Annotated in this window: 21 protein-coding genes, 2 pseudogenes and 1 riboswitch; of the genes and pseudogenes, 4 read left to right on the top strand and 19 right to left on the bottom strand. The window is 69.9% G+C overall.

What is annotated here, in order from left to right; genetic code table 11:
- Positions 1-19: 19 nt before the first annotated feature.
- The gene (locus tag ACNPQM_RS12365) at positions 20-1,006 is read right to left on the bottom strand and encodes an ArsR/SmtB family transcription factor (RefSeq protein ID WP_418084011.1); all 987 of its coding nucleotides are present in this window, start codon (positions 1,004-1,006) and stop codon (positions 20-22) included.
- 334 nt (positions 1,007-1,340) lie between these two features.
- On the opposite strand from ACNPQM_RS12365, the gene ACNPQM_RS12360 reads away from it, so the two are divergent.
- Positions 1,341-2,687, top strand: a complete 1,347-nt coding sequence (locus ACNPQM_RS12360; protein WP_418084010.1) for an alpha/beta fold hydrolase — start codon at positions 1,341-1,343, stop codon at positions 2,685-2,687.
- Between the two features lie 148 nt (positions 2,688-2,835).
- Here the strand turns inward: ACNPQM_RS12360 and ACNPQM_RS12355 are convergent, their stop codons facing one another.
- Positions 2,836-3,585: an RNaseH domain-containing protein gene (locus ACNPQM_RS12355; RefSeq protein WP_418084046.1), complete on the bottom strand. Its 750-nt coding sequence runs from the start codon at positions 3,583-3,585 to the stop codon at positions 2,836-2,838.
- A 26-nt stretch (positions 3,586-3,611) separates the two neighbouring features.
- Between ACNPQM_RS12355 and ACNPQM_RS12350 the strand changes: the two are divergent.
- Positions 3,612-4,488, top strand: a pseudogene (locus ACNPQM_RS12350) (neutral zinc metallopeptidase).
- 114 nt (positions 4,489-4,602) lie between these two features.
- Here ACNPQM_RS12350 and ACNPQM_RS12345 read toward each other — a convergent pair.
- The 5 genes from ACNPQM_RS12345 to ACNPQM_RS12325 all read right to left on the bottom strand — a co-directional run bounded on the left by ACNPQM_RS12345 (position 4,603) and on the right by ACNPQM_RS12325 (position 9,435).
- Positions 4,603-5,409 carry a hypothetical protein gene (locus ACNPQM_RS12345; RefSeq protein WP_418084009.1) on the bottom strand — a complete coding sequence of 269 codons (807 nt, stop codon included), beginning with the start codon at positions 5,407-5,409 and terminating at the stop codon, positions 4,603-4,605.
- Between the two features lie 274 nt (positions 5,410-5,683).
- On the bottom strand, positions 5,684-5,884 hold the full coding sequence (locus ACNPQM_RS12340; RefSeq protein WP_418084008.1) for a hypothetical protein: 201 nt from the start codon (positions 5,882-5,884) through the stop codon (positions 5,684-5,686).
- A gap of 697 nt (positions 5,885-6,581) precedes the next feature.
- Positions 6,582-8,216, bottom strand: a complete 1,635-nt coding sequence (locus ACNPQM_RS12335) for a phosphodiester glycosidase family protein (RefSeq protein ID WP_418084007.1) — start codon at positions 8,214-8,216, stop codon at positions 6,582-6,584.
- Between the two features lie 573 nt (positions 8,217-8,789).
- Positions 8,790-8,957 carry a hypothetical protein gene (locus tag ACNPQM_RS12330; RefSeq protein ID WP_418084006.1) on the bottom strand — a complete coding sequence of 56 codons (168 nt, stop codon included), beginning with the start codon at positions 8,955-8,957 and terminating at the stop codon, positions 8,790-8,792.
- 175 nt (positions 8,958-9,132) lie between these two features.
- The gene (locus ACNPQM_RS12325) at positions 9,133-9,435 is read right to left on the bottom strand and encodes a hypothetical protein (RefSeq protein ID WP_418084005.1); all 303 of its coding nucleotides are present in this window, start codon (positions 9,433-9,435) and stop codon (positions 9,133-9,135) included.
- A 183-nt stretch (positions 9,436-9,618) separates the two neighbouring features.
- Here ACNPQM_RS12325 and ACNPQM_RS12320 point away from each other — a divergent pair.
- Positions 9,619-10,041 (top strand): annotated as a pseudogene (locus tag ACNPQM_RS12320) (enoyl-CoA hydratase-related protein); the annotation flags it as partial.
- A gap of 486 nt (positions 10,042-10,527) precedes the next feature.
- Here the strand turns inward: ACNPQM_RS12320 and ACNPQM_RS12315 are convergent.
- From ACNPQM_RS12315 to ACNPQM_RS12300, 4 genes are read right to left on the bottom strand one after another with little or no spacing between them, the layout of a single operon-like run.
- Positions 10,528-11,286 (bottom strand): (2Fe-2S)-binding protein, encoded by a 759-nt coding sequence (locus ACNPQM_RS12315; protein ID WP_418084004.1) that lies wholly within the window; start codon positions 11,284-11,286, stop codon positions 10,528-10,530.
- Entirely contained in the window at positions 11,283-12,071 is a 789-nt protein-coding gene (locus ACNPQM_RS12310; RefSeq protein WP_418084003.1) for an ABC transporter ATP-binding protein, read from the bottom strand. Before ACNPQM_RS12310 ends, ACNPQM_RS12315 begins: the two co-directional genes overlap by 4 nt.
- Positions 12,068-13,123 (bottom strand): FecCD family ABC transporter permease, encoded by a 1,056-nt coding sequence (locus ACNPQM_RS12305; protein WP_418084002.1) that lies wholly within the window; start codon positions 13,121-13,123, stop codon positions 12,068-12,070. The genes ACNPQM_RS12310 and ACNPQM_RS12305 overlap by 4 nt, the downstream gene beginning before the upstream one ends.
- Entirely contained in the window at positions 13,120-14,106 is a 987-nt protein-coding gene (locus tag ACNPQM_RS12300) for an ABC transporter substrate-binding protein (RefSeq protein WP_418084001.1), read from the bottom strand. The genes ACNPQM_RS12305 and ACNPQM_RS12300 overlap by 4 nt, the downstream gene beginning before the upstream one ends.
- A gap of 38 nt (positions 14,107-14,144) precedes the next feature.
- Positions 14,145-14,268, bottom strand: a riboswitch (cobalamin riboswitch).
- A gap of 280 nt (positions 14,269-14,548) precedes the next feature.
- Here ACNPQM_RS12300 and ACNPQM_RS12295 point away from each other — a divergent pair.
- The gene (locus tag ACNPQM_RS12295; RefSeq protein ID WP_418084000.1) at positions 14,549-15,376 is read left to right on the top strand and encodes a hypothetical protein; all 828 of its coding nucleotides are present in this window, start codon (positions 14,549-14,551) and stop codon (positions 15,374-15,376) included.
- Here the strand turns inward: ACNPQM_RS12295 and ACNPQM_RS12290 are convergent.
- The 8 genes from ACNPQM_RS12290 to ACNPQM_RS12255 all read right to left on the bottom strand — a co-directional run bounded on the left by ACNPQM_RS12290 (position 15,373) and on the right by ACNPQM_RS12255 (position 23,751).
- Complete coding sequence (locus ACNPQM_RS12290; protein ID WP_418083999.1) at positions 15,373-16,665, bottom strand: ISAs1 family transposase; 1,293 nt, start codon at positions 16,663-16,665, stop codon at positions 15,373-15,375. The two genes, ACNPQM_RS12295 and ACNPQM_RS12290, sit on opposite strands and share 4 nt — an antisense overlap.
- Before the next feature lie 48 nt (positions 16,666-16,713).
- Positions 16,714-17,910 carry an IS110 family transposase gene (locus tag ACNPQM_RS12285; protein WP_418083998.1) on the bottom strand — a complete coding sequence of 399 codons (1,197 nt, stop codon included), beginning with the start codon at positions 17,908-17,910 and terminating at the stop codon, positions 16,714-16,716.
- Positions 17,911-18,917: 1,007 nt separating this feature from the next.
- Positions 18,918-19,502 (bottom strand): hypothetical protein, encoded by a 585-nt coding sequence (locus ACNPQM_RS12280; RefSeq protein WP_418083997.1) that lies wholly within the window; start codon positions 19,500-19,502, stop codon positions 18,918-18,920.
- 42 nt (positions 19,503-19,544) lie between these two features.
- Positions 19,545-19,844, bottom strand: coding sequence for a hypothetical protein (locus tag ACNPQM_RS12275; protein WP_418083996.1), 300 nt, complete (start codon positions 19,842-19,844; stop codon positions 19,545-19,547).
- A gap of 277 nt (positions 19,845-20,121) precedes the next feature.
- Positions 20,122-20,793 carry a ThuA domain-containing protein gene (locus tag ACNPQM_RS12270; RefSeq protein ID WP_418083995.1) on the bottom strand — a complete coding sequence of 224 codons (672 nt, stop codon included), beginning with the start codon at positions 20,791-20,793 and terminating at the stop codon, positions 20,122-20,124.
- 88 nt (positions 20,794-20,881) lie between these two features.
- A complete protein-coding gene (locus tag ACNPQM_RS12265; protein WP_418083994.1) occupies positions 20,882-21,892 on the bottom strand; it encodes a hydroxyacid dehydrogenase in 1,011 nt (336 codons plus the stop codon).
- 21 nt (positions 21,893-21,913) lie between these two features.
- Entirely contained in the window at positions 21,914-22,858 is a 945-nt protein-coding gene (locus ACNPQM_RS12260) for a carbohydrate ABC transporter permease (RefSeq protein WP_418083993.1), read from the bottom strand.
- Positions 22,855-23,751 carry a carbohydrate ABC transporter permease gene (locus tag ACNPQM_RS12255; RefSeq protein ID WP_418083992.1) on the bottom strand — a complete coding sequence of 299 codons (897 nt, stop codon included), beginning with the start codon at positions 23,749-23,751 and terminating at the stop codon, positions 22,855-22,857. Before ACNPQM_RS12255 ends, ACNPQM_RS12260 begins: the two co-directional genes overlap by 4 nt.
- Between the last annotated feature and the right edge of the window lie 67 nt (positions 23,752-23,818).

The following is a 23,818-nucleotide window of genomic DNA, read 5'->3' as shown; positions in this document are numbered from 1 at the left end:
TGACGGCCGGCGCCCGGGCCTATCGGGTGCCCGCCAGCCGGGAACCCGCCGGGGTGCGCTGGTAGAGCACCGCGCGACCGGAGCGGGCGCGAGTGACGAGACCCGATTTGTGCAGTACGCCCAGGTGGTACGAGACCGTGGCGGGACTGAGGAAGTGATGTCGTGCCAGCTCGGTGGTGGAGGCCGGGCGCGCCAGCGCGGTGAGCAGTCCGGCGCGGGTGGGACCGAGCAGTCTGGCCAACTCTTCGGACGGAGGCCGCGGAACGGCGGCCCGGTGGCGCACGGGACAGGCGACCATGGGCGGCCTGCGTCCACCGCGCACCGGGTCCACGGCCACGGCCGGCTGCGGCACCACCAGTGACGGCACCACGATGAGCAGCGGCACGGCCAGTTCCACGGTGAACCGGCTGTCGACGCGCAGCGTGCCCTCGGACCACGCGATGCCGGGATGCAGGGAGTTGAAGAGCGCGGCCGCGCCGTGCCGGGCCAGCACACCGGCGCAGCGGTCGACCTCCGCTTCGAGGACCGCCCCTGCGGCCTCCCAGTACGGGGCGAAGGCCAGGTCCCAGTAGCGCCCCAGTTCCTCCGCGACCTGCCGGGCGACGTACCCGCCGCCGCGGTCCATGGCCCGGCTCACCTTCGGGGGCACCTCCGCACCGGCCAGGCCGTTGTGCGGGCGGCCGTCGCGCAGCGCCTCCAGCTCGAACAGGACCCGGTCGGGCGGCGTGTTCCGGACCTGTTCCAGTTCCTCCTCGACGGTGGGCGAGGGTCCGGTGGGGTGCGGGCTGAGGAAGTCCGGCACGTAGCCGCCGCCGTCCAGGGCCAGTTCCGACAGCAGGGGCAGCCGTGCCCGGCGCAGCACGCGCCGGGCGCGCGCGACCCACGGATCGGTGTCCGTGGTCGGGCGCAGGCCCCACGGGAGCAGCGTCGCCGCGACCTCGTGCAGTGGCGAGACGGCGAACCGGGTGCGGGCCAACCCCCCGGCGTCCACGATGAGTTCGATCACGGCCCGCCCCCTGCCGCCGCCTCGTTCCGCTTCGGTTCTGCTCTCGTTCTGCTCTTGTTCTGCTTCGAACGTGCTCGAATCGTCGCACGGAAGCTCGCGCCGGCAGGCCTGTTCGGCGCAGGCTGGTGCGGCGCCGAAGGCCGGATACCGGGATGCGGAGGAAACGGGGATTCCGGAAACACGGGGGACGCCGGGGACGCCGACGACACGGGCCGACGACACGGGGGTGCGGGGAATGCGGGGTTGGCGGGGGATGCGGAAGGTCCCGAGGGGGCGCGGGAGCGGGAGACCCGCGAGGCTGGGGACGGCCCTACTGGCCGCCGTCAGCCTGCTGATGCTGTCGGGGACGTGCACGTCCGCGGCACAGGACCGGGCAGCCGCGGCGCCGGCCGGGGAGAGCGGGGGACTCTCCGGCGCCGCGGCCTGCCCGGGCCTGAAGGGCTTCACCTGCGCCACGCTGACCGTCCCGCTCGACCACGGCGGCGGCGTGCCGGGCCGGCTGGGCCTGAAGGTCGCGATGGCGGACAACGCCAAGGCCCCGAAGGGCGTCCTGCTCTTCCTCACGGGCGGTCCGGGGCAGCCGGGCGTGCCCTTCGTCGAGCGGCTGAGCCAGAGGCTGACGCCGGTCCTGAAGGACTACCGGCTCGTCATGATCGACCAGCGCGGCACTGGCGAAGCCGCCTTGCGGTGCCCGCAGTTGCAGGAGGAGATGGGCTCGTCCGACCTGACCCCGCCCACGGCCCGGGCGGTGACGGACTGCGCCGCGGCCATCGGTCCCGACCGCCGCTTCTACGGCACCGGTGACACGGTCGCGGACCTGGACCTGCTGCGCCGGGCCCTGGGCGTGCGCAGGATGACGCTCGACGGCGTCTCGTACGGCACGTACACCGCGGAACGGTATGCCCTGGCCCACCCGCAGCACGTGGCCCGGCTGGTCCTGGACTCGGTGGTGCCGCAGACCGGATACGACCCGATGGACCGCGCCGCCCTGCGCGCCGCGCCGCGCGTGCTGACGGCTGCCTGCCGGGCGACGGGCTGCACCACGGACCCGGCGGCGGACCTGGCCGAGGTGGTCGCCCGGTACGGCAACGGCGTCGACGTGATCGACGCGCTGACCACCTGGGAGTTCGTGGACCCCGACTACGCGGAGATGATCGACGCGCTGCACAAGGCGGCGAACGGCGACCCCGGGCTGCTGCGGGGCCTGATCGCGGGTGTGCGGGAGGGAAGCGCGGCGAGCGCCGAGGAGCTCAGCCAGGGGCTGCACGCCTCCACGCTGTGCCTGGACGGGCGTTACCCCTGGGGCAGGGCGGACGCGCCGCCGGCCGGACGCCGGGAGGCGCTGGAGAAGGCCGGTGCGGAGCTGACACCGGCCGACTACGGCCCCTTCGACGCCGCCACGGCGACCGGCCTCGGCTCGATGCTGAGCTGTCTGCACTGGCCGCGCACGCCGGTGCCGCCGCTGCCTCCGGAGCACCGCAGGCTGCCGGGCGTGCCGGTCCTGCTGCTCGGCGGTGACCGGGACCTGTCGACCCCGCTGGAATGGCTCTACGACCAGAAGGAGCTGACGCCGCGGGCCCAGGTCGTGGTGGTGCCGGGTGCGGCGCACTCGGTGCAGAGCAGGGCGGCCGACGACAGGGGCCGCCAGGCGGTGTTCGACTTCCTGCTGGACCGGCGCTGACAGTAAGCGGTGTCGGTGATCTACGAGTGCGGAACGTCAAGCAGGTTTCCGACTGCTGGTGGTGCACCGTTGCAGCCACTTCTGCGGAGGTCTGCCTGCGGCAGTTTGTCCGGCGGGAGTGAGCTCGGCTGGCCCTGTCCGTGCATGGCTATGAAAGGTCGTCTTCGTCATCTTGGGCCTCGCCGGCACCAGGATCGTGGCTGCGGAAGTTGGGATGGTCCTGGTCGGTCTTGTAGGCGAGGTGGAGCGGGGCCGGACGTAGCGTGCGGTGATCCCACGCGACGGCGTGGTCGCATTGCCGGGCGATGAACGCGACGAGGTCGCCGGGGCGCCAGCTGCCTGGCGTGGGGACGGTGAGCTCGATGCGGCTGGTGGCGTGGAGGTCCTTGTTCATGGGGTTGTAGGTGAGGGTGCTGAAGTCGTCGCGGGTTCGTTTGTTGCCCTCGCGCAGCATGGGCGAGTTTCCGGCTTGCTGGCGTGATTGTTGCGTGAGCATCCACACGGTCTCGTGGGGGTGATGCTTCTCGAAGATGAGGGTGCGCCGGTAGGTGGGGTTCATGGTGGTGAGGTTGTCGACACCATCGCGGTAGACGGTTGCCGGCCGCGCTGCATGGTGTCCGAAGGCGATGCGTACGGTGGCGACGTCGATGCCGTCGTGGGCGAGGCCGCGTCCGGGGTGCGGCGCGGTGCGGAAGGGATTGTCGTCGAGGGCCGGGTAGATGCTGCGGCTGCCTTCCTTGTCCAGGACGAGGACGACACGGTTGCTGCCCTCGGGCAGGACGAGGTTGTCGAGGGCGGTCTCGATATGGTCGCGGACGGCCCGAGCACCGTCGCCGTTGCGTCCCCAGCGTTCGCTGCCGATCTCTGAGGAGTGGAAGAGGGCACGTCCCTCCGCGATGCGCAGCCACTGCCCGTGAAGGACCGATGGAATTCCGCGACGATGTGGATCTTGATGCTTCCCAGGTCGAAGACCATGGCAGTGGCTTTTCCGGAGGGGGGTTCGCGATCGGCGGAGGCGCCATCGGCGTCGTCGTCCTGATCGTCGCGCTGCTCCTGGGCGTCAATCCCGCAAGTCTGCTCAGCGGCACCGGCTCACACTCCGCCACGCCACAGCAGGGGGAGGACCTGAAGGCGAAGTGCCGGAAGGGCAGTGACGCCAACCAGTCGGAGAAGTGCCGAGTGGTGGGCGTGGTCAACAGGATCCAGAGCTACTGGCAGGGCGCTTTCCCCGAGCACCACCAGCAGTCGTACACCAAGGCTCGAACCAACCTGGTCTCCGGCACCTGGAGCACGGGATGCGGCCAAGGCAGCTCCGCCATGGGCCCGTTCTACTGCCCGGCCGACCGCAGTGTCTATCTCGACCTCGGGTTCTTCAGTGAGCTGGAGGAGAAGTTCGGCGCCAAGGGCGGCCCGTTCGCCCAGGCCTATGTCATCGCCCATGAGTACGGTCACCATGTGCAGAATCTGCTGGGCACCATGAACCGTGTCGGCCGGGACCGCAGGGGGGGCCGAGAGCGCATCGGTCCGTCTGGAACTGCAGGCCGACTGCTATGCCGGGGTCTGGGCGAAGAACGCTGTCATCACCGGCTTCTACGAGAAGCCCCTCACCGACGCCGACATCCGCGAAGCCCTCGACGCCGCGGCGGCCGTCGGCGACGACCGCATCCAGGAACGCGCCCAGGGCCGTGTCGACCCGGAAGGGTGGACCCACGGCAGCTCGCCGCAACGGGTGCACTGGTTCACCACCGGGTACACCACGGGCTCCTCGGCCCGGTGCGACACCTTCTCGGGTGCCATCTGACCAGGCCCTACCAGGAGTCCCGGGTGCGCCCTTCCCGGTGAGGCGGCTGCCGGACGACCTATCGCGGGAGTCCGGCACCACCCCCGGGACGACCCCCGGTCGCGACACTCACCGTCACCCCGGGCCCGAGCCCGAACTCCGGCTCCCCGACAGCCACCGTGATGGCTGAGGGGCGACAGCAGGGGCCGGTCCTTCGTCCGGCCCGGAAGCCTCGCGTACCCAGGTGGTGGACGGGGCAGCGGCGGTGTGCGAGAGACGGAGGGAGCGCACCACCGCGATCACACATCCGCCGACGAGTGCGGCACTCCAGGCACCCAGAGCGCGAAGCGGCGCGGTCAGTGATCTGCCGGACTCCGCGCTGCGCGGGGGCACCCGCACCTCCGGGTCGTACAGGAGGAGGAGCGCGTCTCCCGGACGGGTGGTCCGCAGACAGCCCCGCCGGATGCGGACCTTGACCGGTACGCCGTGCCGGTCCGATACCGAGCAGAAGTAGAGGCCGTGCCCGTCGGCCGTCTCCCCGCCGTCCTCGACCGACATGACCACCGAGGGCCGTACCACTCCCCGGTGCGCCAGCACGATGCCCGCGGACGCCTCGGGAGCATGGATCGCGAGGCACACGGCGAGCAGGGCCACGATGCCGATCAGCGCCCGTCCCGCCCCGACCAGGACGAGATAGAGGACCAGCAGGACCGCGCAGACGAGACCGGCCTTGCCGTCGGCCAGCCAGGGTTGCCCGGTCCAGGCACCGACGAGCGTGGTGCCGACGATCGCGCCGGCCCCGAGCGTTCCGGCAAGCACTCCCTCCACGACCAGCCACCTCGGCGGCAGGCCGACGAACTCCGCGGGTCCCCACACCGTGGTCCGCAGATGCGCCATCAGGAGCGGCTCCGGTGCGGAGGGGAGTCGACGCAGTCGGCGCATCGTGGTTCCCCCAGCCTCGTTCCTCATCCGTCAGGCTTTGAACCCTGCCGTCTCGGACGGGCCACCCGCCTTACCCGCGGCCGGACACACTCGCCTGGCGCACATTGCCGGAACCCGGCAACGAACCCCCGAATGAGCCATGCTGATGCGCCATCCGCGGTGGCGGGGAGAGACATGGGGACACTGAGCCGGTCGGCCCCGCTCCAGCGATGAGAAGGAGTCTGCGCGAGGCGGCCGGCGCGCGTGTCCCGTTCCTTGTGTGCGGTGCCCGGACTCAGCGGTTCTCCGCGTAGCGCCCCCGGCCGTCGGGCAGTTCGCCGGACGTGGACTCCTCAAGCAGCGCGGTGTACTTGCGCGAGAGCTCCTCGTACCGTTCGTCGGTGCCGTCCACCCGGCGCTTGCGACGGGTCATGATGTACAGAGCGGCGGGCCCGGTGATCATCGAGACGACCGGGATGAGCGCCCACCACGGCATGGATCCTCCTTCAGGTGCGGCGTTTCGGGCAGCGCCGAGGCACCCCCGTCGGGAAGTATGCCCCGCCGGTCCGCTCGCTGACGCCGTACGCCACGGCAAGCCTTGCTCACCTCGCGCCCTACCTGACGTTCCACTTCAACCACTGGACGCACGCCCCGATCGATTCCAAGTTCTCCTATCGGCAACTGTGTTGCTCGCGCCCGGCACCCCGGCCCGAGCAACCGTCCTTCCGTGCAAGCCCGTTGTTACAGCAACCACCCTGCGATGTGAGAGGCTGGCTGTGGAGAAGACCGGTGCCCTGGCGCCCGACGGCGCACTCGCCGAACGGCACACCGCCGCACCGGCCCCCGGCCGCCCCCGGTTCCTGGTGCTCGGGCTGCTGGCCATCACCGACGGCCGCGAGACCGTCGTGCCGCAGCCCTCACGCCCCGCCTCCCTGCTCGCCGCGCTTCTGGGAGCGGCGGCTCGCGGTGACGGGCCTGTCCGGTGCCGTCCGCGTCACCGGACAGGCCCCCTGGGGTCGCGCCCGACGGGACCGCCGTACCGTCCGGCACCGCCCGTCAGCTGGGGAACACCCGACGGGCCGTCTTACGGACGCCGGGTGGAGCCGTGGGACGGGCGAGGCGGACCGCTCGGGACACGGCAGGCCCCTCCCTGCGGGGGAGGGGCCTGCCTCTGCAACGTGGTACCGCCCGGGTCAGCGGCGGTGGGGCGGCAGCACCTGCAGGGTGTCGCCGACCGTGCGCTCGCCCGTCGCGTCCGAGGGGACATTGACGAGCTTTCCATCCACCGCCATCGCGGAGGAGCCGCCGCCGTCCAGGTTGAGCGCCTGCACCGCACCGAGAGAGCGCATGAACGCCGCGGCCTCGGTCAGTGTGAAGCCCTCGCTGACGGCGGGCTGCCGGCCGTCCACGGTGGCCAGGATCAGCCGGCCCTGCTTGTCGATGCCGGCCATAGTGCGGGGCTGGCGCGCGTTGGACCAGGCGTAGCCGAAGGAGAGGTCCAGCGGGTCCAGGGTGCCCTCGCCGGCCGCGTCGACGTGGATCCGCCCGTCCTCCACCAGGGTCGGGGCGGCGCTGACGATGGTGTCGTCGGCACCGAGTTCGACCTTGCGCCCGTCGGTGTCCCGGATGACCTCCTGCACCTTGATCTTCTTGCCGGGCTCGGCGTGGGCCGACAGCCAGTCGGCGGCCGCCCCGATGCCCTGGAGCACCGAGCCGCCGGACGGCACCGCGCCGCCCCGGGTGCCAACCGAGAGGACCCGGTCGGAGGCGTCCAGCACCACCTGGGTGCCGCCGCCGGTGGGCAGCCCGGCTCCGAACTGCGCGGTGAACTTCACCAGATCGTCGGTGACCGTGCAGGTGAGGTCCTGACGGGGCAGTTCGGTGGGTGCCGCCCCGGGGCGGCCACAGTTCCGGATCTTGCCCGGCACCCGGTTGATCCCCTCCACCGCGTGGGCGGCGGAGCCCGACCGCGCGGTGACCGTGGTGTCCAGGTCGGCGATGCGGGCGTGCCGGCCGCCGTCCTTCAGGATCAGCGCGGCCCGGGTGCCGGCCGCCATCGACTGCAACTCGCCGCCGTACGCGGCGACACCGGCCGAGGTGCCCTGCACCCCGTCGGCGTCAGAGGTGATGAAGAACCCGCCGTTGACGGCGAGCACGGAGCCGAGAGCGGCGGCCACCGAGGACGTCTTCTCCCGCTGTGCCACGTTGCCGTGGTGGGTGGCCTCGACCGTACCGGTGAAGCCGTGCGGGTCGATGACCGCGACGTGGACGTTCTCCTGGTCCGCCGGCTGCTCGGCGTCGTAGCCGGTCCAGTCCACCGTGGTCTGGAACCCAGCCGCGGTGAGCTCCGAGCGCGTGCTCGTGGCCGCGGCCTGGGTCGCGTACGAGCCCACTCGCACCCGTCGGCCCATCGTGCCGCGCGGAGTGTCCGCGTACGGCGCCCACTGCACACGGTCCTCGACCGGCGTGAAGCCAGCGGCGCGCAGCTGCCGCGCCGTGGTGTCGGCCCAGGACCGGTCGCCCACCGGGGCCCAGGTCGCGGCGCCGGTCAGCCGGTTGACGGCGGGTGCCTGGACGGTGATGGTCCAGGTCGGCGCGGCGTCCGGGTGCCGGAGGAGGCCGGTGCGCACCTGGACGCCCGGCGCGACGGTCTGTGTCGTCCACCGGGCCGTGGCGGGGGAGGTGACCGAAGGGGCCGCCGCGGGGGAATCGGCCTGCGCCACACCGGAGGCCGTCCAGGGGGTGACGGCGGCCAACGCGACGGCGGCGGCCAGCACCGCCCGGGTACGCACGCTGCGGATCGGACGGGTACCGACTGCGTTGCCCATGAACCCTCACTCATTCGAAGTCCGGGACGGCCGCTGCTCGCCTCGGCCGTCGTCTGTGGGGAGCAGTCCAGCCGAGCCCGGCGACCGGTGGGGTACGCAGGAGAGAGGGCACTCGCACGGACAAGTGAACGATCGGGTGGCCGAAGGCTGCGGACGCCCCGTCATGGGGCCCTCCACGGCGCGTTCTCCGAGGGGCCCCGGTCACGGCCTCGCGGGTGCCGGCTACGACCAGCTCCAGGTCCTCGCCCGGGCCTGGAGCACCGCCTAGTATCCGGGCCCACCCTCTTCGTCCGCGACCACACGGCGTACGTCTCCGAACCGAGCAAGCGCAAGCTGCACCCCTTTGACTTGGACTCGGGCGAGAAGCTCACGTCCGTGACCCTGCCGAAGAGCACCAACGAACTGTCCGGCGTCGTGGCCGGTCACTGACCGGCCCGGTCCCGGCAGGATCATTCCGTTCCCGTTCCCGCTCCCGCTCCCGCGCCCGCCGGCCCGTGCCGACGGGCGTCCCGCGACGGCCCCACGACTTCCCGCCGATGCGAAGGCCGGTGCGAGACACCAGCCCTCGGCACGTCAGGTCCAGGCGATCCGCAGAGAGGGCGTGCGAGATCCCCAGCGTCGGGTGCGGTAGGCCCCCACCGCTCTGCAGACCACGTAGATGGCGAACGAAATCCTTGTGACGTAGTAGGGGCTGATAGGGCCGAGGTCCGTGCCGTCCCACTGGGCGTCGAGAGCGTCCATGTGGTCGCTGCTGAGCGTCGTCGCCGCCACTCCTGTGCGGGGATTCGGGGAGCCGGTCGAGGTGAAACGCAGACGGTCGCCCGGTGAGAAGCAGGGCGGCCGTCGGGGTCCGTACGTCACTGTCGCGGGGCGGCGGCCGGGTTGGAGCCGTCGCTGGCTTCCGCGTTCGCGTCCCTCAGTGGTCGTCCCAGTGACCGTCATGGGCGGCGTGGCGGTGGCCGTCGTGGACATAGTCCACGTGGTCCGCGTGCGGTACGGCGACATGTCCACAGTTCTCGCCGTGCTGATGGTCATGGCCCTCGTGGACGGCGTGGCCTGGAGTGCTGCACTCGTCGATGTGGTCTCCATGTGTGCGGTGGATGTGTCCGTCGTGCGCGTAGTCGGTGTGGTCGCCGTGAGGGAGAGCGACGTGGCCGCATCCCTCGCCGTGGGTGTGGAGGTGGTTCTCGTGGGTGCGGTGGTCGGTGGCTGTGGACATGGCGACTCCTTGTAGCTCCCAGGTGGACGATTTATGCCGAAAGTAACGTATATCGGCTATTTGCCGTGCGAGTGAACGGGTTGCCGCGAAGAGTGAGGCGAACGGGTGGGCGGGCTCCGGTCCGGTCTGCTGAGTTGGCATCCGATAATTAAATATGGAAGTCATTATCAGTTGGTGTCGGGTTGCCTTCTCGCCGCCGACACGGCACTTTTCGGCCAGCCTGAGATCAGGCTCGGCGTCATCCCAGGCATCGGCGGATCCCAGCGGCTGACCCGGGCGATCGGCAAGGCCAAGGCCATGGATCTGTGCCTTACAGGCCGCACCATGGACGCCGACGAAGCGGAACGCGCCGGCCTCATTTCCAGGATCATTTCCGCGGCCGAGCTGATCACCGAGACGCTGACCGTCGCCGAAACCGTGGCCGCCATGTCCGCACCGGTTGCGATGATGGCGAAAGCGGCCGTGAATCGTGCCTTCGAGACCACCCTTGCCGAAGGGCTCCGCTTCGAGCGCCGCCTCTTCCACGCCGTCTTCGCCACCGCCGACCAGAGGGAGGACATGACGGCCTTTACGGAGAAGCGCCCACCGGTGTTCACCCACCGCTGACCCGCAGGCCACCGCATCGCCCTGGACAATTGCCTGTTGCGCCGAGCGGCCCACGCGTACCCGTGTCCATGTGTCCACACTGCCGACGATTCACTCGCGGTACATCAGCAGGACGTCCCGTACCGCAGCCGGAGCCGTCTGCCTGGGATTCGGGGCCTGGTCAACCCGGGTTCACAGCTCCTGCCCACGGTTTCCCGCCGACGTACCAAGCGCTGGACAAAGCGCCCTACTCCCATTGCGAGTTTGGCGATTCCGATTCCGATGCCGGAACGTCATGTGTCCGCGCCGGGCCTTCTCGGAGCAGATACATGGTCTGACCCGCAGGTATGGCCGTCGTATCGAGTGGCTGCGTTCGACCCTCGCCGCAGTCGGTCTCGCCCTGGCCGTCTGGCTCGTCCAACGGTGCGATGCAGAGGTCGTCCCCGCCGGGTCCGCACGCCGTTTTTCGCTGGAACCGGCGTCTGGGATCCCAGGAGCCCGCTGGTTCTACTTCGGCCTCGTGTAAGCCCGTAGTCGCTCCTCGCGGCTCGTCAGACAACAGCTCGCACAGCGCACCGCCTCCGCACTCGTGTAGTACAGACAGCAGGTGTTGCGCAGATAGACCAGCCGTTCCGGGCCGTCCGGCAGTCGGATCCGCACCACCTCGCCCAGCGTTTCGAGTCCGCCGGGTGCGGTGTCCACGAACTGCCGCCAGCGGGCGGTCAGCAGATCCACCCGGGTGCCGTACGCGCACAGCGCCGTGGCGCAGCCATGGGCGATACCGCCGCGCAACTGCCTGGCCCCGGCGCGGGTACGACGGTGCAGCGCATCGGCGATGGGCAGCAGATGTCCGTCGAGCACGGTTCGGTGCAGCAGCCGTACGGAGTCCTCCCCGGCCCGGGGCACCAGCAGCCGGGCCCTGCGCACCCGGACTCCGCCGATCCCGTGCGTGGCGGGGCGCACCAGGACATTGCCGGACCGCATGTCCGGGACCTCGTCGTACAGCGCCCAATGGAGCACGGCGGCGGCAGTGACCCAGCCCGCGTACACCGCCATCAGGGTCAGCGCGGTCGCATGCCCGGTGCGATGGCCGCTGCCGGTGCGCTCGCGCTCCAGCAGACCGGACAGCTCCACGCCCGCCGGATCGGCCAGTCGGTCGGCTGCCAGCCACAGCCCTGCTTCGCTCGCGGACGGTTCGCCTTCAGTGACCTGCCAGCGTGGCCCGTGCGGCAAGGGCGTCCAGACGGGGAAAGTGTCGTCACTCATGACAGCGGGAGGTAGACGACGTTGGGGGAGCCGGTGACCGGGTGGACGCCGATCCGGGATCGTATCCCGTAGACCTCGGCCAGTAGTTCTTCCGTCAGTACCGCGTGCGGGGAGCCGGACGCCACCAGTCGTCCGGCGCTGAGGACGAACAACCGGTCGCAGTAGGAAGCGGCCAGGTTGAGGTCGTGCAGCACCAGCAGATTGGTGGTGCCCAGCGTTCTCACCAGGCCGAGGATCTCCAGCTGGTAGCGGATGTCCAGATGGTTCGTGGGTTCGTCGAGCGCCAGCAGCCCCGGTTCCTGGACCAGGGCGCGGGCGATCAAGGCCCGTTGCCGTTCCCCGCCGGACAGCTCTTCGAACCGCCGGTCGGCCAGGGGCGCCGCGCCGACGCGCCGCAGCGACTGGTCGATGCGGCGGGCGTCGTCGGCGTCGTCCTGCTCCCAGAACCGTTTGTGTGGGCTTCGGCCCATTGCCACGACCTGTCGTACGGTCAGGCCGAAGGTACCGGGGCTGTCCTGCGGTACGACGGCGACGCGGCGGGCCCGTTCCTTCACACCGAGGGCCGCGGCGTCCGCTCCGTCCAGCAGGACCCGACCCGCCGCGGGGCGCAGGGCGCCGTACACGCAGCGCAGGAAGGTGGTTTTGCCGCTGCCGTTCGGCCCGACCAGGCCGACCGTCTCGCCGGGGGCGGCGTCCAGCGTGACCGCGTCGAGAAGGGTACGGCCGGCCACCTCGTAGCTGATCCCGTCGGCGGCGAGCGCCGTCGGGGACGGTGCCGGGCTCATCCGGTGATTCCTTCGGTACGGCTGGAGCGGCGCAGCAGCCAGAGGAAGAACGGGCCGCCCACCAGGGCAGTGATCACCCCGGCGGGAATCTCTTCGGGGGCTGCCACGGTCCGCGCCAGCAGATCGGCCAGCAGCAGGAAGACGGCCCCGCCGAGCGCGGTCACCGGCAGGAGTCTGCGGTGGGACGCGCCGACGATCATCCTGGCGGCGTGCGGAATCATCAGGCCGATGAAGCCGATCGCCCCGCTGTAGGCGACCAGCACGCCGATGATCAGTGACACCAGCACGAAGACGCCGCCCCGGAAGCGTCCGGGGTCCAGGCCGAGGCTGCGGGCCCCTTCCTCCCCAGTAAGCAGCAGATCCAGCGGACGGGCCAGACTGATCAGGAGTACGGCCCCGACGCCCAATACTGCGGCGGGCAGCGCCAGTTGGTCCCAACGGGCGCCACCCAGGCCGCCCAGCGTCCAGAACAGGATCGCCCGCACATGCTCGGCCCGGGAGGACAGCACCAGGATCAGGCTGGTGAACGCGGACAGCACGTACTGGATCGCCACCCCGGCCAGGATCAGCCGGCCCGTTGTCATGGTGCCGCCGCGCCGGGCCATCGCGTAGACGGCGACCAGCGCGGCCATGGACCCGGCGAACGCGGCAATGGGCAGGGCCACGTCGGTGGCCGCCCCGGCGCCGACCCCCATCACGACGACCACGGCAGCGCCCGCTGATGCCCCGGACGAGGCGCCCAGCAGAAACGGATCGGCCAACGGGTTACGCACCAGCGCCTGGAGCACCGTGCCCGACAGGGCCAGCCCGGCGCCGACGACGGCCCCGAGCAGCACCCTGGGCAGTCGCACCTCCCACACGATCGTCGGGTACGCACCGGTGCGTTCACCACCCAGGACCGTACTCAGTACCTCGCCCGGCGGAATCCGTACCGGGCCGAGCGCCAGACCGGCCACCGCCGCCGCGAGCAGCAGCACCGTGAGAACGCCGATCACGACGGGGGTCGAGCGGAGGACGGACTTCGGACCGGGGCGGGCGGACTCCGCGCTCACGGAGTGCCGGGGTGCAGCTGCCCGGCCAGGCCCTGCACGGCGTCGGCGACCCGGACACCGAGCACGGCCGAGGACAGCGGGAGTACCGCGAACTTCTTATTCTTGATCGCCGGCACGTCCGCGAGCGCCGGATCGTTCAGCAGCCGCTTCTTCTTGGCCGCCACCGTGGTGCCTCCGTAGTCGTAGATCACGACCACCTCGGGCTTGCGCTTGATGACCTGCTCCCAGGACACGTCGCCGAAGGTGGCGTCGAGGTCCGCGAAGACGTTCCTGCCCCCGGCGAGCCGGACGATCTCGTTGCCGATGCCCTTACCGCCCGCGGTGAACGCGGAGCTGTCGCCGGAGTCGTACACGAACACCGAGGGACGCGAGGAGCCCTTGAGCTCTGCCTCGACCGTCGCGATCTTCTGCCGCTCCTCGGCAAGCAGATTCTTGCCGCGCTCCGGTACGCCGAAGACCCGGGCGACTTGGGTGATCTCGGTGGCGAGCTGATCGATACCGACCTTGCCCTTGGCGCAGTTCTCGATGTTCAGCCGGGTGTTGATGCCGTCCTTCTGGAGCCCCGCCCGGTCCCGGCCCTTGGCCTTGTCGAAGGCGCTGCTGTACCCGCCGTAGACGAAGTCGGGGTTGGCGCCGAGCAGCACCTCCTTGGAGGGGTACTCCTTCGCGAGCACCTTGGTTCCGGCGTACGCGGACCGGTACTTCGGCAGGATGCTGTCGTCCAGGTAGGCCGTCCCGGCCAGCCGGTCCTGAAGCCCGAGGGCCAGCATGACCTCGGTGACGTGCTGGTTCATGGTGACAGCCCGCTTCGGCGGGGCGTCGAAGGTCGTCCTCGTACCGCAGTTGGTGACCGTGTAGGGGAAACCGTCGGCGGCCGGTGCGGCTTCTGCCTTGCTCTCGCCGCCCGTTCCGGAGCCGCAGCCGGTGAGCGGCAGGAGGAGCAGCGGTATGAGTGCGAGTGGTACACGGCGGATCCGGGGCATGGCCGAGCCTTTCCGGGGGATGTCCTCGTCCCCTGGGTCGTACGAGAAGGCGGCGCGGCCAGTATCTGGCTTCCGGGCTGCTGCAGCCCGGTCACAGTGGCGGGACCGTACCGGATTCACACCGGTTTCCTGACGCACGTCGCCTGAGTTTCGAAGCCCATTCTGTCAGACCGTGTATTCCGGCAGGGCCTGACCCTTGCACTACCGACCATGGCCGGCCCTGGACGCCGATGTCCGCGACGACGACCGGTAATGCGGACGGTTACGCTCGGAACCGCAGGCTCGAACGCTCTCGCGGGTCTCTTTCCTCACCAACTGGACGTGGGACAGATGCGGTTCGCCACGGAAAGTTCGTCCAGGCCCGGCCGGTTTTGGGCATTGGGCCGGACTGCGAGCCTGGCTGACGGCGCACGAGGACTTCGCCCAGCTGCCGCCTGCATCCGTGACGGTATGGGACCGCTATCTCGCGTACGGGACCGCGCTCGGCGTCACCAGCTTGACCGGCCGGCTCCTTGGCTTCGACTCCGGAGACCGGCGACGCGTCTGGTCCTCATACGGAGGGACCTGGCGCCCGGTGCGGATCCGCTACCCGCGGCTGCGCCCCGGCTTCGGCGGCTCGACGATCCGGCTGCTGCAGTTGGCGGCCGCGGCGGGCGTGGTCGCGGTGGGCCTCTGCGCCTTCGCGATGCTGCGGCAGCCCGACTGGGCGGTCGCAGTCGACGCGCACAGCGGCGGCTCGCTGCGCCGGCCGGGACTGGTGCTGAGCGCCGGCTGGGTGGGCAGCGCGCTGCTCGGCCTTGTGGTGGCCGGCAAGTTCAGCCGCTGGACACTGCTCGTGGCGTTCCTGGCGATGATGCCCGGCAACTTCGCGAGCGGCAGCCACGGCTGGTTCAGCGATGCGGCGGCCCACGAGGGGCCCCTGCTCGGCGAGTTGGCGGCGATCGCGGCCTTCGGCGTGCTGGCGACGTACTTCCTGGCACTCGCCTGCTTGGAGCGGCGGGAGCCCGACACGATCACCGGTGAGGTGCTGCGGATGGAGTCGCGCAAGGGCAAGGAGGTGGCCCGGTTCCTGGCCCTCGACGAGGGGAACACGGACGTGACCACCGCCTGGGCGCTGCCCGCGGCCTCGCAGGGCATCGCGACCGGCGCCCAGGTGCGGCTGAGGGTCTCGCGGGGCACCCGCACCATCCGCTCCGCGGAGCTGGTGAGGGCCGCGATGCCGGAAGGTGACCGAGCGAAGGCCGCCAAGCAGGACGCCTCTCAGTGCTAACACCTCCCGGTGCCCCTCATCAGGCAGGTTCCGCCGGTGCGGGCCCCAGGGCCTGGATCGCGAGATCGATCGCGGCGGTCAGACGCTCGGTGCCGTGGCCGGCGCGTTCGCGCACCCGCAGGCCGTGTGAGGGGGCGGCGAGGGTCGCGGGCGTTGCGGCGGAGGCCGGCCGCGATGTTCTTCACTCCGGCCGCGCGGAGGGGTCCGATGGTGAGGTTGCGCCAGGTGACCATGGTGCGGGGCGCGTTGCTGGTCCGCAGTTGGGAGGCGTCCTCGGCGAAGGTGGTGTCGCGGATGCGGTGCAGGGCCTCGACCTTCCAGTGGTCGTGTACGAGTTCGGCGATCTGGGCCGCGGTGGCCTGCTCGGCGGTCAGGCTGGTGACGACGTAGACCGTGTTGACGGTGGTCTTGCCGGTCTTGCGGTCGGTGCGTCGGCGTTTGATCTGGACGGCCTGGCGGGCTCCGGGGAAAAGGAGGCTGTTCACGGTGGCGACCTTGATCCGGCGGATCTCCGAGCGGCCGTGGCCGATGCCCTGGGTGCGGCCCTGAAACGGAATCTGCTGCCAGGGAAGGGTTTTGAGCTGCCGGCGCAGCTTCTTCTGGTTACCCTTGACGATCACGATGTAGTGGGCGCCCCAGCCAAGAAGGTAGTCGGCGTGCTCACGCTGGGTGTGCATCGCGTCGCTGGTGACGACGGTTCCTGCCAGGTCGGCGACGGTGTCCAGCAGCGGCTTAAAGCAGGTGATCTCGTTCGTCTTCTCGCCGATGTCCAGCTGGGCCAGGACCAGGCCGGTGGTGTGCTCCAGTGCGGCGAGCAGGTGGATCTTGCGGCCCTTCGCTTTGGCCGCGCCGCGCAGGCTTTTGCCGTCCACTGCGAGGCCGCGCAGCCCCGCCGCCTTCGGGTGACGGTCGGTGAGCCAGCGTCCGACCGCCCGGTCCAGCGCGTCGCCGTCGATGAGGGCCAGCAGCCGTCGGACCGTCGTTTCCGCAGGCAGGAACCGCTTCGGGAACAGTGGGTCGAGGCGTATGCCGAGGCGTTCCAGGATGTGCGGCGGGGCATCGGCGATCCACTCGCTGACGGCCAGCACAGAGGTTGCCCCGGCCAGAACCGCGCACGCGGTCAGCGCGAGCACGGCAACCAGAGCGTGCCGTACGCCGCGTGGGTCTCGCGGGTCGGGCACCTCGGCCAGCCGCTCCAGCAGGCGCGGGCCCTCGTCGGACACGACCCCGGGATGCTCGCGGAGCTGGTCAAGAGCAGGCGGGATCAGCGATGATGCGTCGGCAGGCACGGTCTTCCACTCGGATCACGGGGCGTAGAGAACATCCCAATGCCGTTGTCAAGCCGCCGTCGTGACTGGTGGTGCTGCCTGATAGCGCGCTCCGTCGCGGATCATCGCCCACAGGACGTTCACTCGTCGCCGCGCGAGCGCGATCAGGGCCTGCTTGTGCCCCTTCCCCTCGGCGCGTTTGCGGTCGTAGTAGGTCCGCGATGCGGGGCAGGATTTCAAGCTGGCCATCGAGGAGAGGTAGAAGACCCGCAGCAGGCCGCGGTGGTAGCGGCGGGGGCGATGAAGGTTGCCGCTGACCCGACCGGAGTCCCGGGAAGCCGGGGCCACGCCGCCGTAGCCGGCCAGGCGGTCCGCGCTGGCGAAGGCGTCCAGGTCACCGCCGGTGGCAGCGACGAACTCGGCCCCGAGCTGGCTGCCCATCCCGGGCAGGCTGCGGATCACGTCGGCGTGCGGGTGCTCGTGGAACCGGGCCTCGATGAGAGCGTCGAGCTCGGCGATCTCGTCGTCGAGGGCCGCTACCGCCTTGGCCATGCGGATCACCATGGCGGCGGCGAGCTTCTCTCCTGGCAGTGCGGTCTGCTGGGCCTGCGCCGCCTCCAGAGCGGCCTTCGCCAGGGTCTCGGCACCTCGGACTTTGCGGTTGCGCAGCCAGGTCTCGATGCGCCGGGCGCCGGTGCGGCGGATGGCGGCCGGGGTCTGGTAGCCCGTCAGGAGAACGACGGGGCCCTTGTTGGTCAGGTCCAGTGCGCGTTCCAACGCGGGGAAGTATTCAAGCAGTTGGGCACGAAGACGGTTGATCTGGCGGGTGCGGTCGCTGACCAGATCAGTGCGGCGGGTGGTGAGGATGCGCAGGTCGACCGCTATCTCGTCGCCGGGCCGCAGCCGACCCAGGTCACGGCGCATGCGTGCCTGGTCGGCGATGACGAAGGCGTCCTTCGCGTCGGTCTTGGCTTCGCCGCGGTAGGTGCCCGAGGCGCGGTGGACGGCCAGGCCGGTGAGGTAGGACATGGGCTGGTCGTGGTTGAGCAGCAGGCCGATCAGCAGCGCGGCACCGCCGTGGTTGATGTCCACTGCCCACAGCACGTCCTGGTCGATGTCCAGGACGTTGAGGATCAGCTCAAGCAGGGTCGCTTCGTCGTTCAGGACCCGGCGGGAGAGCAGACGCTCGCCCCGATCGTTGAGCACCACGCAGCGGTGATGCTCCTTGCCGATGTCCACTCCGGCCCAGATCCGGGGCACGGCCACCTCCGTCAGCTCGTCGTCACAAACCGATCAAGCAGACGACCTCGCCGACGTAGTCCTACAGAGCGATCAAGTCGCACATCCCAATTGGCGGTCGAGTCGTCGCGGGGCCCCGGGCGGCCATGTTCTCTGAGCCATCCCATCGGCTCCTCCATGACAGCCATACCCAGAGCCCCTGGGCCGACCGATCTTACGAGTGACCAGTGCAAGCCCACCCCTGAAAGGTAGGACTCCATGATCTTGGAATCCCGTGCCTGTCACGTTCCGGGGCACTGCTGAACTGATAGATCGCCACGAACCGGGCGTCACGCAACTACGCCGAAGCCCTGGCCTCGAGCCTGCGGCTACCGTGGGGTTGCCTTAACGGAGTTTGGTGGACACGAACACCAATAACACAGACCGTCGGGTCCGGTTGAGCTTCCTGGCGTGACTGCCTTCCGAGGAGCCACCTTGGCGGTCGGGCCAGATGCAGGTTCGGGTGACAGGTTCGGTCACGCGGCCCGGAGGGCCGCCCCGTCCACGGCCAGCTCTTTCACGAGCGAGTAGATCCTTTCCCGGCAAATGCGCCTGCGACAGGTAGGCCGCGGCCCGGCGCAGAACCTCGTTCTGCTGCTCCAGCAGCTTGATCCGCCGAAGTGCTTCCCGTAGTTCTGCTCGATCGTGGCTGGTCACCCCGGGCTTTGTCCCGTCGTCGATGCCCGCCGGCGCATCGATGTCCACAACGTCATCGGGTGAACTCCGAAGTCGGTGGCCACCTGCTCCACCGTCAGACCCGGGCCGCGGTTCCTCGCGACCCGCAGGACATCCTGGCGGAATTCTTCCGAACAAGGCTTGGGCACAGCGACACCCTTGCCACCCGCCCCACAGGGCAAGCCAGTTCAGATGTCACCCGATCGTGCGGCAGACCCTCGGTTCCCCTCGGACGGCCCGCAGACGGCCCACCTCGGGGCACGCTGTGCGGTCGGCGGCTTGTCGTCTCGCTTGTCGCTTGTCGCTTGTCGGGTTGCAGGTCAGAGCCTGTTTAGGGGTCTCCAGCCACGGTCTCCGCCGCTTGGCACGACAAGCGACAAGACAAGGGCGCCGACGCCATCTCCCGCGAGGCCGGGCTGTCGGGTGGAGGAAGAGCAAGAAGGACCGCCCTTCGGGCGGGCGTTCTTCGGCCGCCCTCCCCGATCGCGGCCCGGCCGCCGTGGGCGGCTACTGGGTAGTGGGTATGGGAGTTCACCTGGGGATCCCTTGATCCATCTATCCGGATCCCACGGGCTGCTATCCATACTCGACACGGATCCGGCCATGATTGGTAACTCTGTGTCGACGCGGGGCTGGATCTCCACCGTGAAGACGGCGTCGTCGGGGTCGGTGCCTTCTTCGCCCGCCCACACGATCACGCGCACGTGTTGCTCGCAGATGCCGTTCACCTTCCACTCGGTCACCAGGTCGGTGACGACGAGCGCGGCCGCGTACTCGGCGCCCTGCCTGGGGGTGTCGGTGGTGATCTTTCCCCGCCAGCGTTGGGAGTGGCCGCCGAGGGGGCGCCAGCCGGCGGAGCCGTGCGGCTCCTCAACCCGGTACGCCCACGTCCTCTCGGTGCCCATGGCACCGATCCTGTCACCGTGTGGAGCCTCATGCGCCGGAGATCACGCTGCGTCGATGTCCGACCGGGGCCGGAGCTCCACGATGAAGTTCGCGTCCTCCGTGTCGCCCGCCTCGTCGTGCCAGAGGAAGACTCGCACGTGCATGGCACGATGGAGGCCGATCCTCCGCCACTCGGTCATCAGATCGCCGACGATCCGGCCGATGGCGTACTTGGCACCCTCGGGCGAGTCGGAGGCGGTGATCGCGCCCTGCCACCGTTCGGGGTCGCTGCCGTAGGGGCGCCATCCCTGGGAGCCGTGCGGCTCGAACACCCGGTACACCCAGTCCGTCTCGGTGTTCATAACACCGATCCTGTCACCGGGGAGTCCCATGCGCCGCATGGGATCCACTCCCGCCGAGTGGGGTCGACCGGCTACAACAACTGCCCGGACGTCTTGGAGCTGGACACCGGCGACTTCCTGGTCATCGGCACCCTCGTCGGGCGCGGGGTTCTGCTCACCGACGAGGAGCCGGCCCGCATGCGGGCCCTGGGTGCGTCGGTCAGCGTGAACGAGGGAAAGTGCCCTCTGCCGGTGACAGTGCGGCGGGGAATTCATGGCCACCCCAGGGGCCCAGGCATCAGCCCGCCGCCCAGTGAAGGCCGCCCAGGAGGTGGCCGCGGAAGGCAGGATCGGAGTAGGCGTTGTCCGCGTGGCCCAGCGACGAGTAGAACGAGCGGCCGGCGCCGGCCTCCTTGCACCACACCAGGGGGTGATCGGCACCCATGCCGCCTCCCTCGTAACCGGTCTCGTCGATGGTGGCGAGGACCCGTACACCGGGGCGTCGCGGGTTGCTCCGGAAGTCGTACCATTCGTCGTTCCAGTCCCACCGCGGCGGCAGATGGCACATCGCCGGATGGCTCCGGTCCTCGACCAGCACGGTGCCGGGCTGGAAGTCCGGGTGGCCGGCGAAGCGTGCGCCGAGCAACTCCCCGTAGTACGGCCAGTCGTACTCGGTGCAGGCGGCGGAATGAACGCCCATGAAGCCGCCGCCCGCCGAGATCCAGCGCCGCAGCGCCAGCCGTCCGTCCGGGGTGAGCACCTCGCCGCTGGTGGACAGAAAGACCACCGCACTGCGCCCCGCCAGGGAAGCGGCGGTGAAGACCGAGGGGTCGTCGGAGGTCTCCACGGTGAAGCCGTGCTCCTCGCCCAGCTCGCGCAGAGCCGCCTGCCCGGCAGGGATCGAGTCGTGCCGGTAGGCCGTGGTGCGGGTGAAGACGAGAACATCCGACAGGCGGCCGGTCTGGGACATACTGGCACTCCGGGTTTCTGACACGCAGGATGGTCGCGGTGATCGGCGCTGTCGCGCAACGGGGGCGGTGGGGCAGCAGCCCGAGTGCTCAGGCTGAAGTGGCCAGGTCCGCACGGGTCACGGGATAGGCGAACTCCCGCCCGGAGCAGTAGCGTTCGACCTCGTCCAGCGCGCTGCGGGTGATGCGCAGGAGCTCACCGCCGAGTGAGCCGGCGATGTGCGGGGTCAGCAGCACGTTCGGCAGCGAGTAGAGCGGTGAGGTCGCCGGCAGCACCTCGGGTTCGGTGACATCGAGGACGGCGTGGATGCGTCCCGACAACACCTCGGCGGTGAGGGACTCGGTGTCGATGAGGGAGCCACGCCCCGTGTTGACGAGTGTGGCACCGTCCCGCAGGAGCGACAGTCTGTGGGCATCCAGCAGGTGATAGGTCTCGGGCAGCGCGGGGGCGTGCAGCGAGACGACGTCGGAGGCGGCCAGCAGCTCATCGAGTTCGACGAGCCGAACGCCCATCGACCGGGCCGCCTCGGGGTCGAGGTGCGGATCGGCCAGCAGGATGTCGAAGTCGTGGGGCCGGAGCAGCTCCAGCACCCTGCGTCCCACCAGTGACGCGCCCACCAGGCCGATCGTCCGGCGGTAGTTGCCGAAGCCGGGGAAGCGCGCTGTCCAGTCCAGGGCGTTTCGGTGCTCGCGGTAGAGCCCGCCGATTTCCAGGACGCGCTTATTGGCGAAGAGGATGGCAGCGACCGTGTACTCGGCGACGGGTACGGCGTTCGCGGCGGCCGCGGTGGAGACGAGAAGGCCGCGGTCCCAGCAGGCGTCCGTCACATGGTGCTTGACACTCCCCGCCGCGTGCACGACTGCCTTCAGCGCGGGCATGCGCGTCAGCACGGCGTCGTCGAGCGGGGGACATCCCCAGGACGTGATCAGGATTTCGACAGCTGCCAGGTGCGGAACGGGGTCGAAGTCCTCGGCGACGACATGCGGGTCGATGTCGACGAGACGGGTCAGGCGGTCGACCGCGGCCGACGGGAACAGGGCGTCGCGGTGCCGGCGGCCCATCGCGAACAGGGCGCGCGGGCGGGGCGTAGTGGATGACATGGGGATCCTCAGGAAGACGGCCTACTTGACGGCGCCGGCTGTCATGCCGGACTTCCAGAACCGCTGGAGCATCAGGAAAAGGACGACCAGCGGGACCACGGACACCAGCGATCCGACGATGGCCAGGAGGTAGTCCTGCGGGTGCCCCTGGGAGAGTGCGGAGGAGTACCAGACGTACAGACCGAGGTTGACCGGGAAGAGGTCCTTGCCGGACAGCATCACCAAGGGCAGGAAGAAGCTGTTCCAGATCTGGGTGAACTGGAAAAGAAAGATGGTCACGAAGCCCGGCGCGATCATGGGCAGGGCGATCCTGCAGAAGGTCCTGAACTCGCCTGCCGCGTCCACACGGGCGGCCTCGAGGACCTCGTTGGGGATGTACGAGGCACTGAACACCCGGGCCAGGTACACCCCGAACGGGAACACGAGGCCGGGGAGAAACACACCCCAGAAGGTGTTCATCAGACCGGCCTTGGCCGCGAGCAGGTAGAGCGGTATCGCCATCGCCGTTCCGGGCACCATCACGCCCAGCAGCACCAAGGAGAAGAGCTTCTCCTTGCCGGGGAAGTTCAGTTTGTCGAACGCGTACCCGGCGGCCACGCTGAACACCGTCGCCAGCAGCGAGCCGACACCGGCGTACAGGATCGTGTTGAGCAGCCAGCGCAGGAAGATCCCGTCGTCGACCTCGAACAGGTACCTGAGGTTGTCGACGAGCGCGAAGTCCTTGCCCGGTGCGAAGCCGTTCGTGGCGAAGAGGTCCTCGCGGCTCTTGGTGGACGCCAGCACCAGCCAGAGCATCGGCAGAAGGGTGTAGAGGGCGGCGAGCCCCAGCATCGCGGTCACACCGGCCTTGGACAGCAGGACCGATGGACGGTTCCCGCGGCCCCGCCGGGCCGGCGTGCCCGTGTCCGTCCGCTCCGGAGCCGGACGGGTGCCGGCGGGGGCAACGCGTGTGATGGTCTTGGTCACGGCTTGCTCCTGCTGCGCGAAAAGCGGGTGACGAGGAATGACAGCACCGCGGCGAACAGCGCTATGAGCAGCGAGGCCGCTGCTGCCAGACCGAAGTCGTTGTGGGTGAAGGCGGCGGTCTGGACGAACATGTTGGGTGTCCAGCTGCTGCCGATCGAACTCGACGCGCCGTAGATGACCTTCGGCTCCGTGAAGAGCTGGACCGATCCGATCAGGGTGAACAGCACGGCCAGCGCGATGGCCGGACGGATCATCGGCACCTTGATCGACAAGGCGGTACGGATACCACCCGCACCGTCGATCTTCGCCGCGTCCAGGGCCTCGGCCGGCACCGCCTGGAGGGCGGCGTAGAAGATGACCATGTTGTACCCGATCCACTCCCAGACGGCGATGTTCGCCGCGGAGAAGACCGCGTTGTCCGCCGACAGGAAGTCGATGCCGAGACCGCCGGCGTTCAGGAAGTCGATCACCGGGCTCAGCCCGGGCGTGTAGAGATAGACCCAGATGAGTGCCGCGATCAGACCGGGCACCGCGTGCGGGAGGAACAGGGCCAGCTGGAAGAAGGCCCGCGCCTTGGCCAGCGCGGTATCCAGCAGCAGGGCGAGGACGAGTGCGCCGCCGATCATCACGGGGATGTAGATCGCGACGTACGCGGCGATGGTGATGAAGCCGCCACGGAACGCCGGGTCCGACAACGCGTTTACGTAGTTGTCCAGTCCGGCGAAGACCTCTTCCGTGCCGCCGAAGCCGAGGCCGGAGGTGTGGGTGGTGAACAGACTCATCCAGCCGGCGTAGACCAGCGGGGCGAGGGTGATGGCGGTGAAGAGGATGAAGAACGGTGCCAGGAGCAGCGCGGCGGTACGGCGCTGGGCGCGGGCTGACGGAGTTGTCATACCGGGCCTTTCTCGATGGGAGCGGGAGGCTTCGGGGCGGGAGCCGATGCCGGCCTCGACCGGCGGG

Source organism: Streptomyces sp. NPDC056231 (assembly GCF_048270745.1).
GTDB lineage: Bacteria > Actinomycetota > Actinomycetes > Streptomycetales > Streptomycetaceae > Streptomyces.
This window is presented reverse-complemented; position numbering and strand designations above follow the sequence as displayed.

Excerpts from the sequence above, each read along its gene's own strand:
- ACNPQM_RS12360 (WP_418084010.1), top strand. The coding sequence starts at position 1,341 with ATGCTGTCGGGGACGTGCACGTCCGCGGCACAGGACCGGGCAGCCGCG.
- ACNPQM_RS12345 (WP_418084009.1), bottom strand. The coding sequence starts at position 5,409 with ATGCGCCGACTGCGTCGACTCCCCTCCGCACCGGAGCCGCTCCTGATG.
- ACNPQM_RS12340 (WP_418084008.1), bottom strand. The coding sequence starts at position 5,884 with ATGCCGTGGTGGGCGCTCATCCCGGTCGTCTCGATGATCACCGGGCCC.
- ACNPQM_RS12335 (WP_418084007.1), bottom strand. The coding sequence starts at position 8,216 with ATGGGCAACGCAGTCGGTACCCGTCCGATCCGCAGCGTGCGTACCCGG.
- ACNPQM_RS12330 (WP_418084006.1), bottom strand. The coding sequence starts at position 8,957 with ATGGACGCTCTCGACGCCCAGTGGGACGGCACGGACCTCGGCCCTATC.
- ACNPQM_RS12325 (WP_418084005.1), bottom strand. The coding sequence starts at position 9,435 with ATGTCCACAGCCACCGACCACCGCACCCACGAGAACCACCTCCACACC.
- ACNPQM_RS12315 (WP_418084004.1), bottom strand. The coding sequence starts at position 11,286 with ATGAGTGACGACACTTTCCCCGTCTGGACGCCCTTGCCGCACGGGCCA.
- ACNPQM_RS12310 (WP_418084003.1), bottom strand. The coding sequence starts at position 12,071 with ATGAGCCCGGCACCGTCCCCGACGGCGCTCGCCGCCGACGGGATCAGC.
- ACNPQM_RS12300 (WP_418084001.1), bottom strand. The coding sequence starts at position 14,106 with ATGCCCCGGATCCGCCGTGTACCACTCGCACTCATACCGCTGCTCCTC.
- ACNPQM_RS12280 (WP_418083997.1), bottom strand. The coding sequence starts at position 19,502 with ATGGGCACCGAGAGGACGTGGGCGTACCGGGTTGAGGAGCCGCACGGC.
- ACNPQM_RS12275 (WP_418083996.1), bottom strand. The coding sequence starts at position 19,844 with ATGAACACCGAGACGGACTGGGTGTACCGGGTGTTCGAGCCGCACGGC.
- ACNPQM_RS12270 (WP_418083995.1), bottom strand. The coding sequence starts at position 20,793 with ATGTCCCAGACCGGCCGCCTGTCGGATGTTCTCGTCTTCACCCGCACC.
- ACNPQM_RS12265 (WP_418083994.1), bottom strand. The coding sequence starts at position 21,892 with ATGTCATCCACTACGCCCCGCCCGCGCGCCCTGTTCGCGATGGGCCGC.
- ACNPQM_RS12255 (WP_418083992.1), bottom strand. The coding sequence starts at position 23,751 with ATGACAACTCCGTCAGCCCGCGCCCAGCGCCGTACCGCCGCGCTGCTC.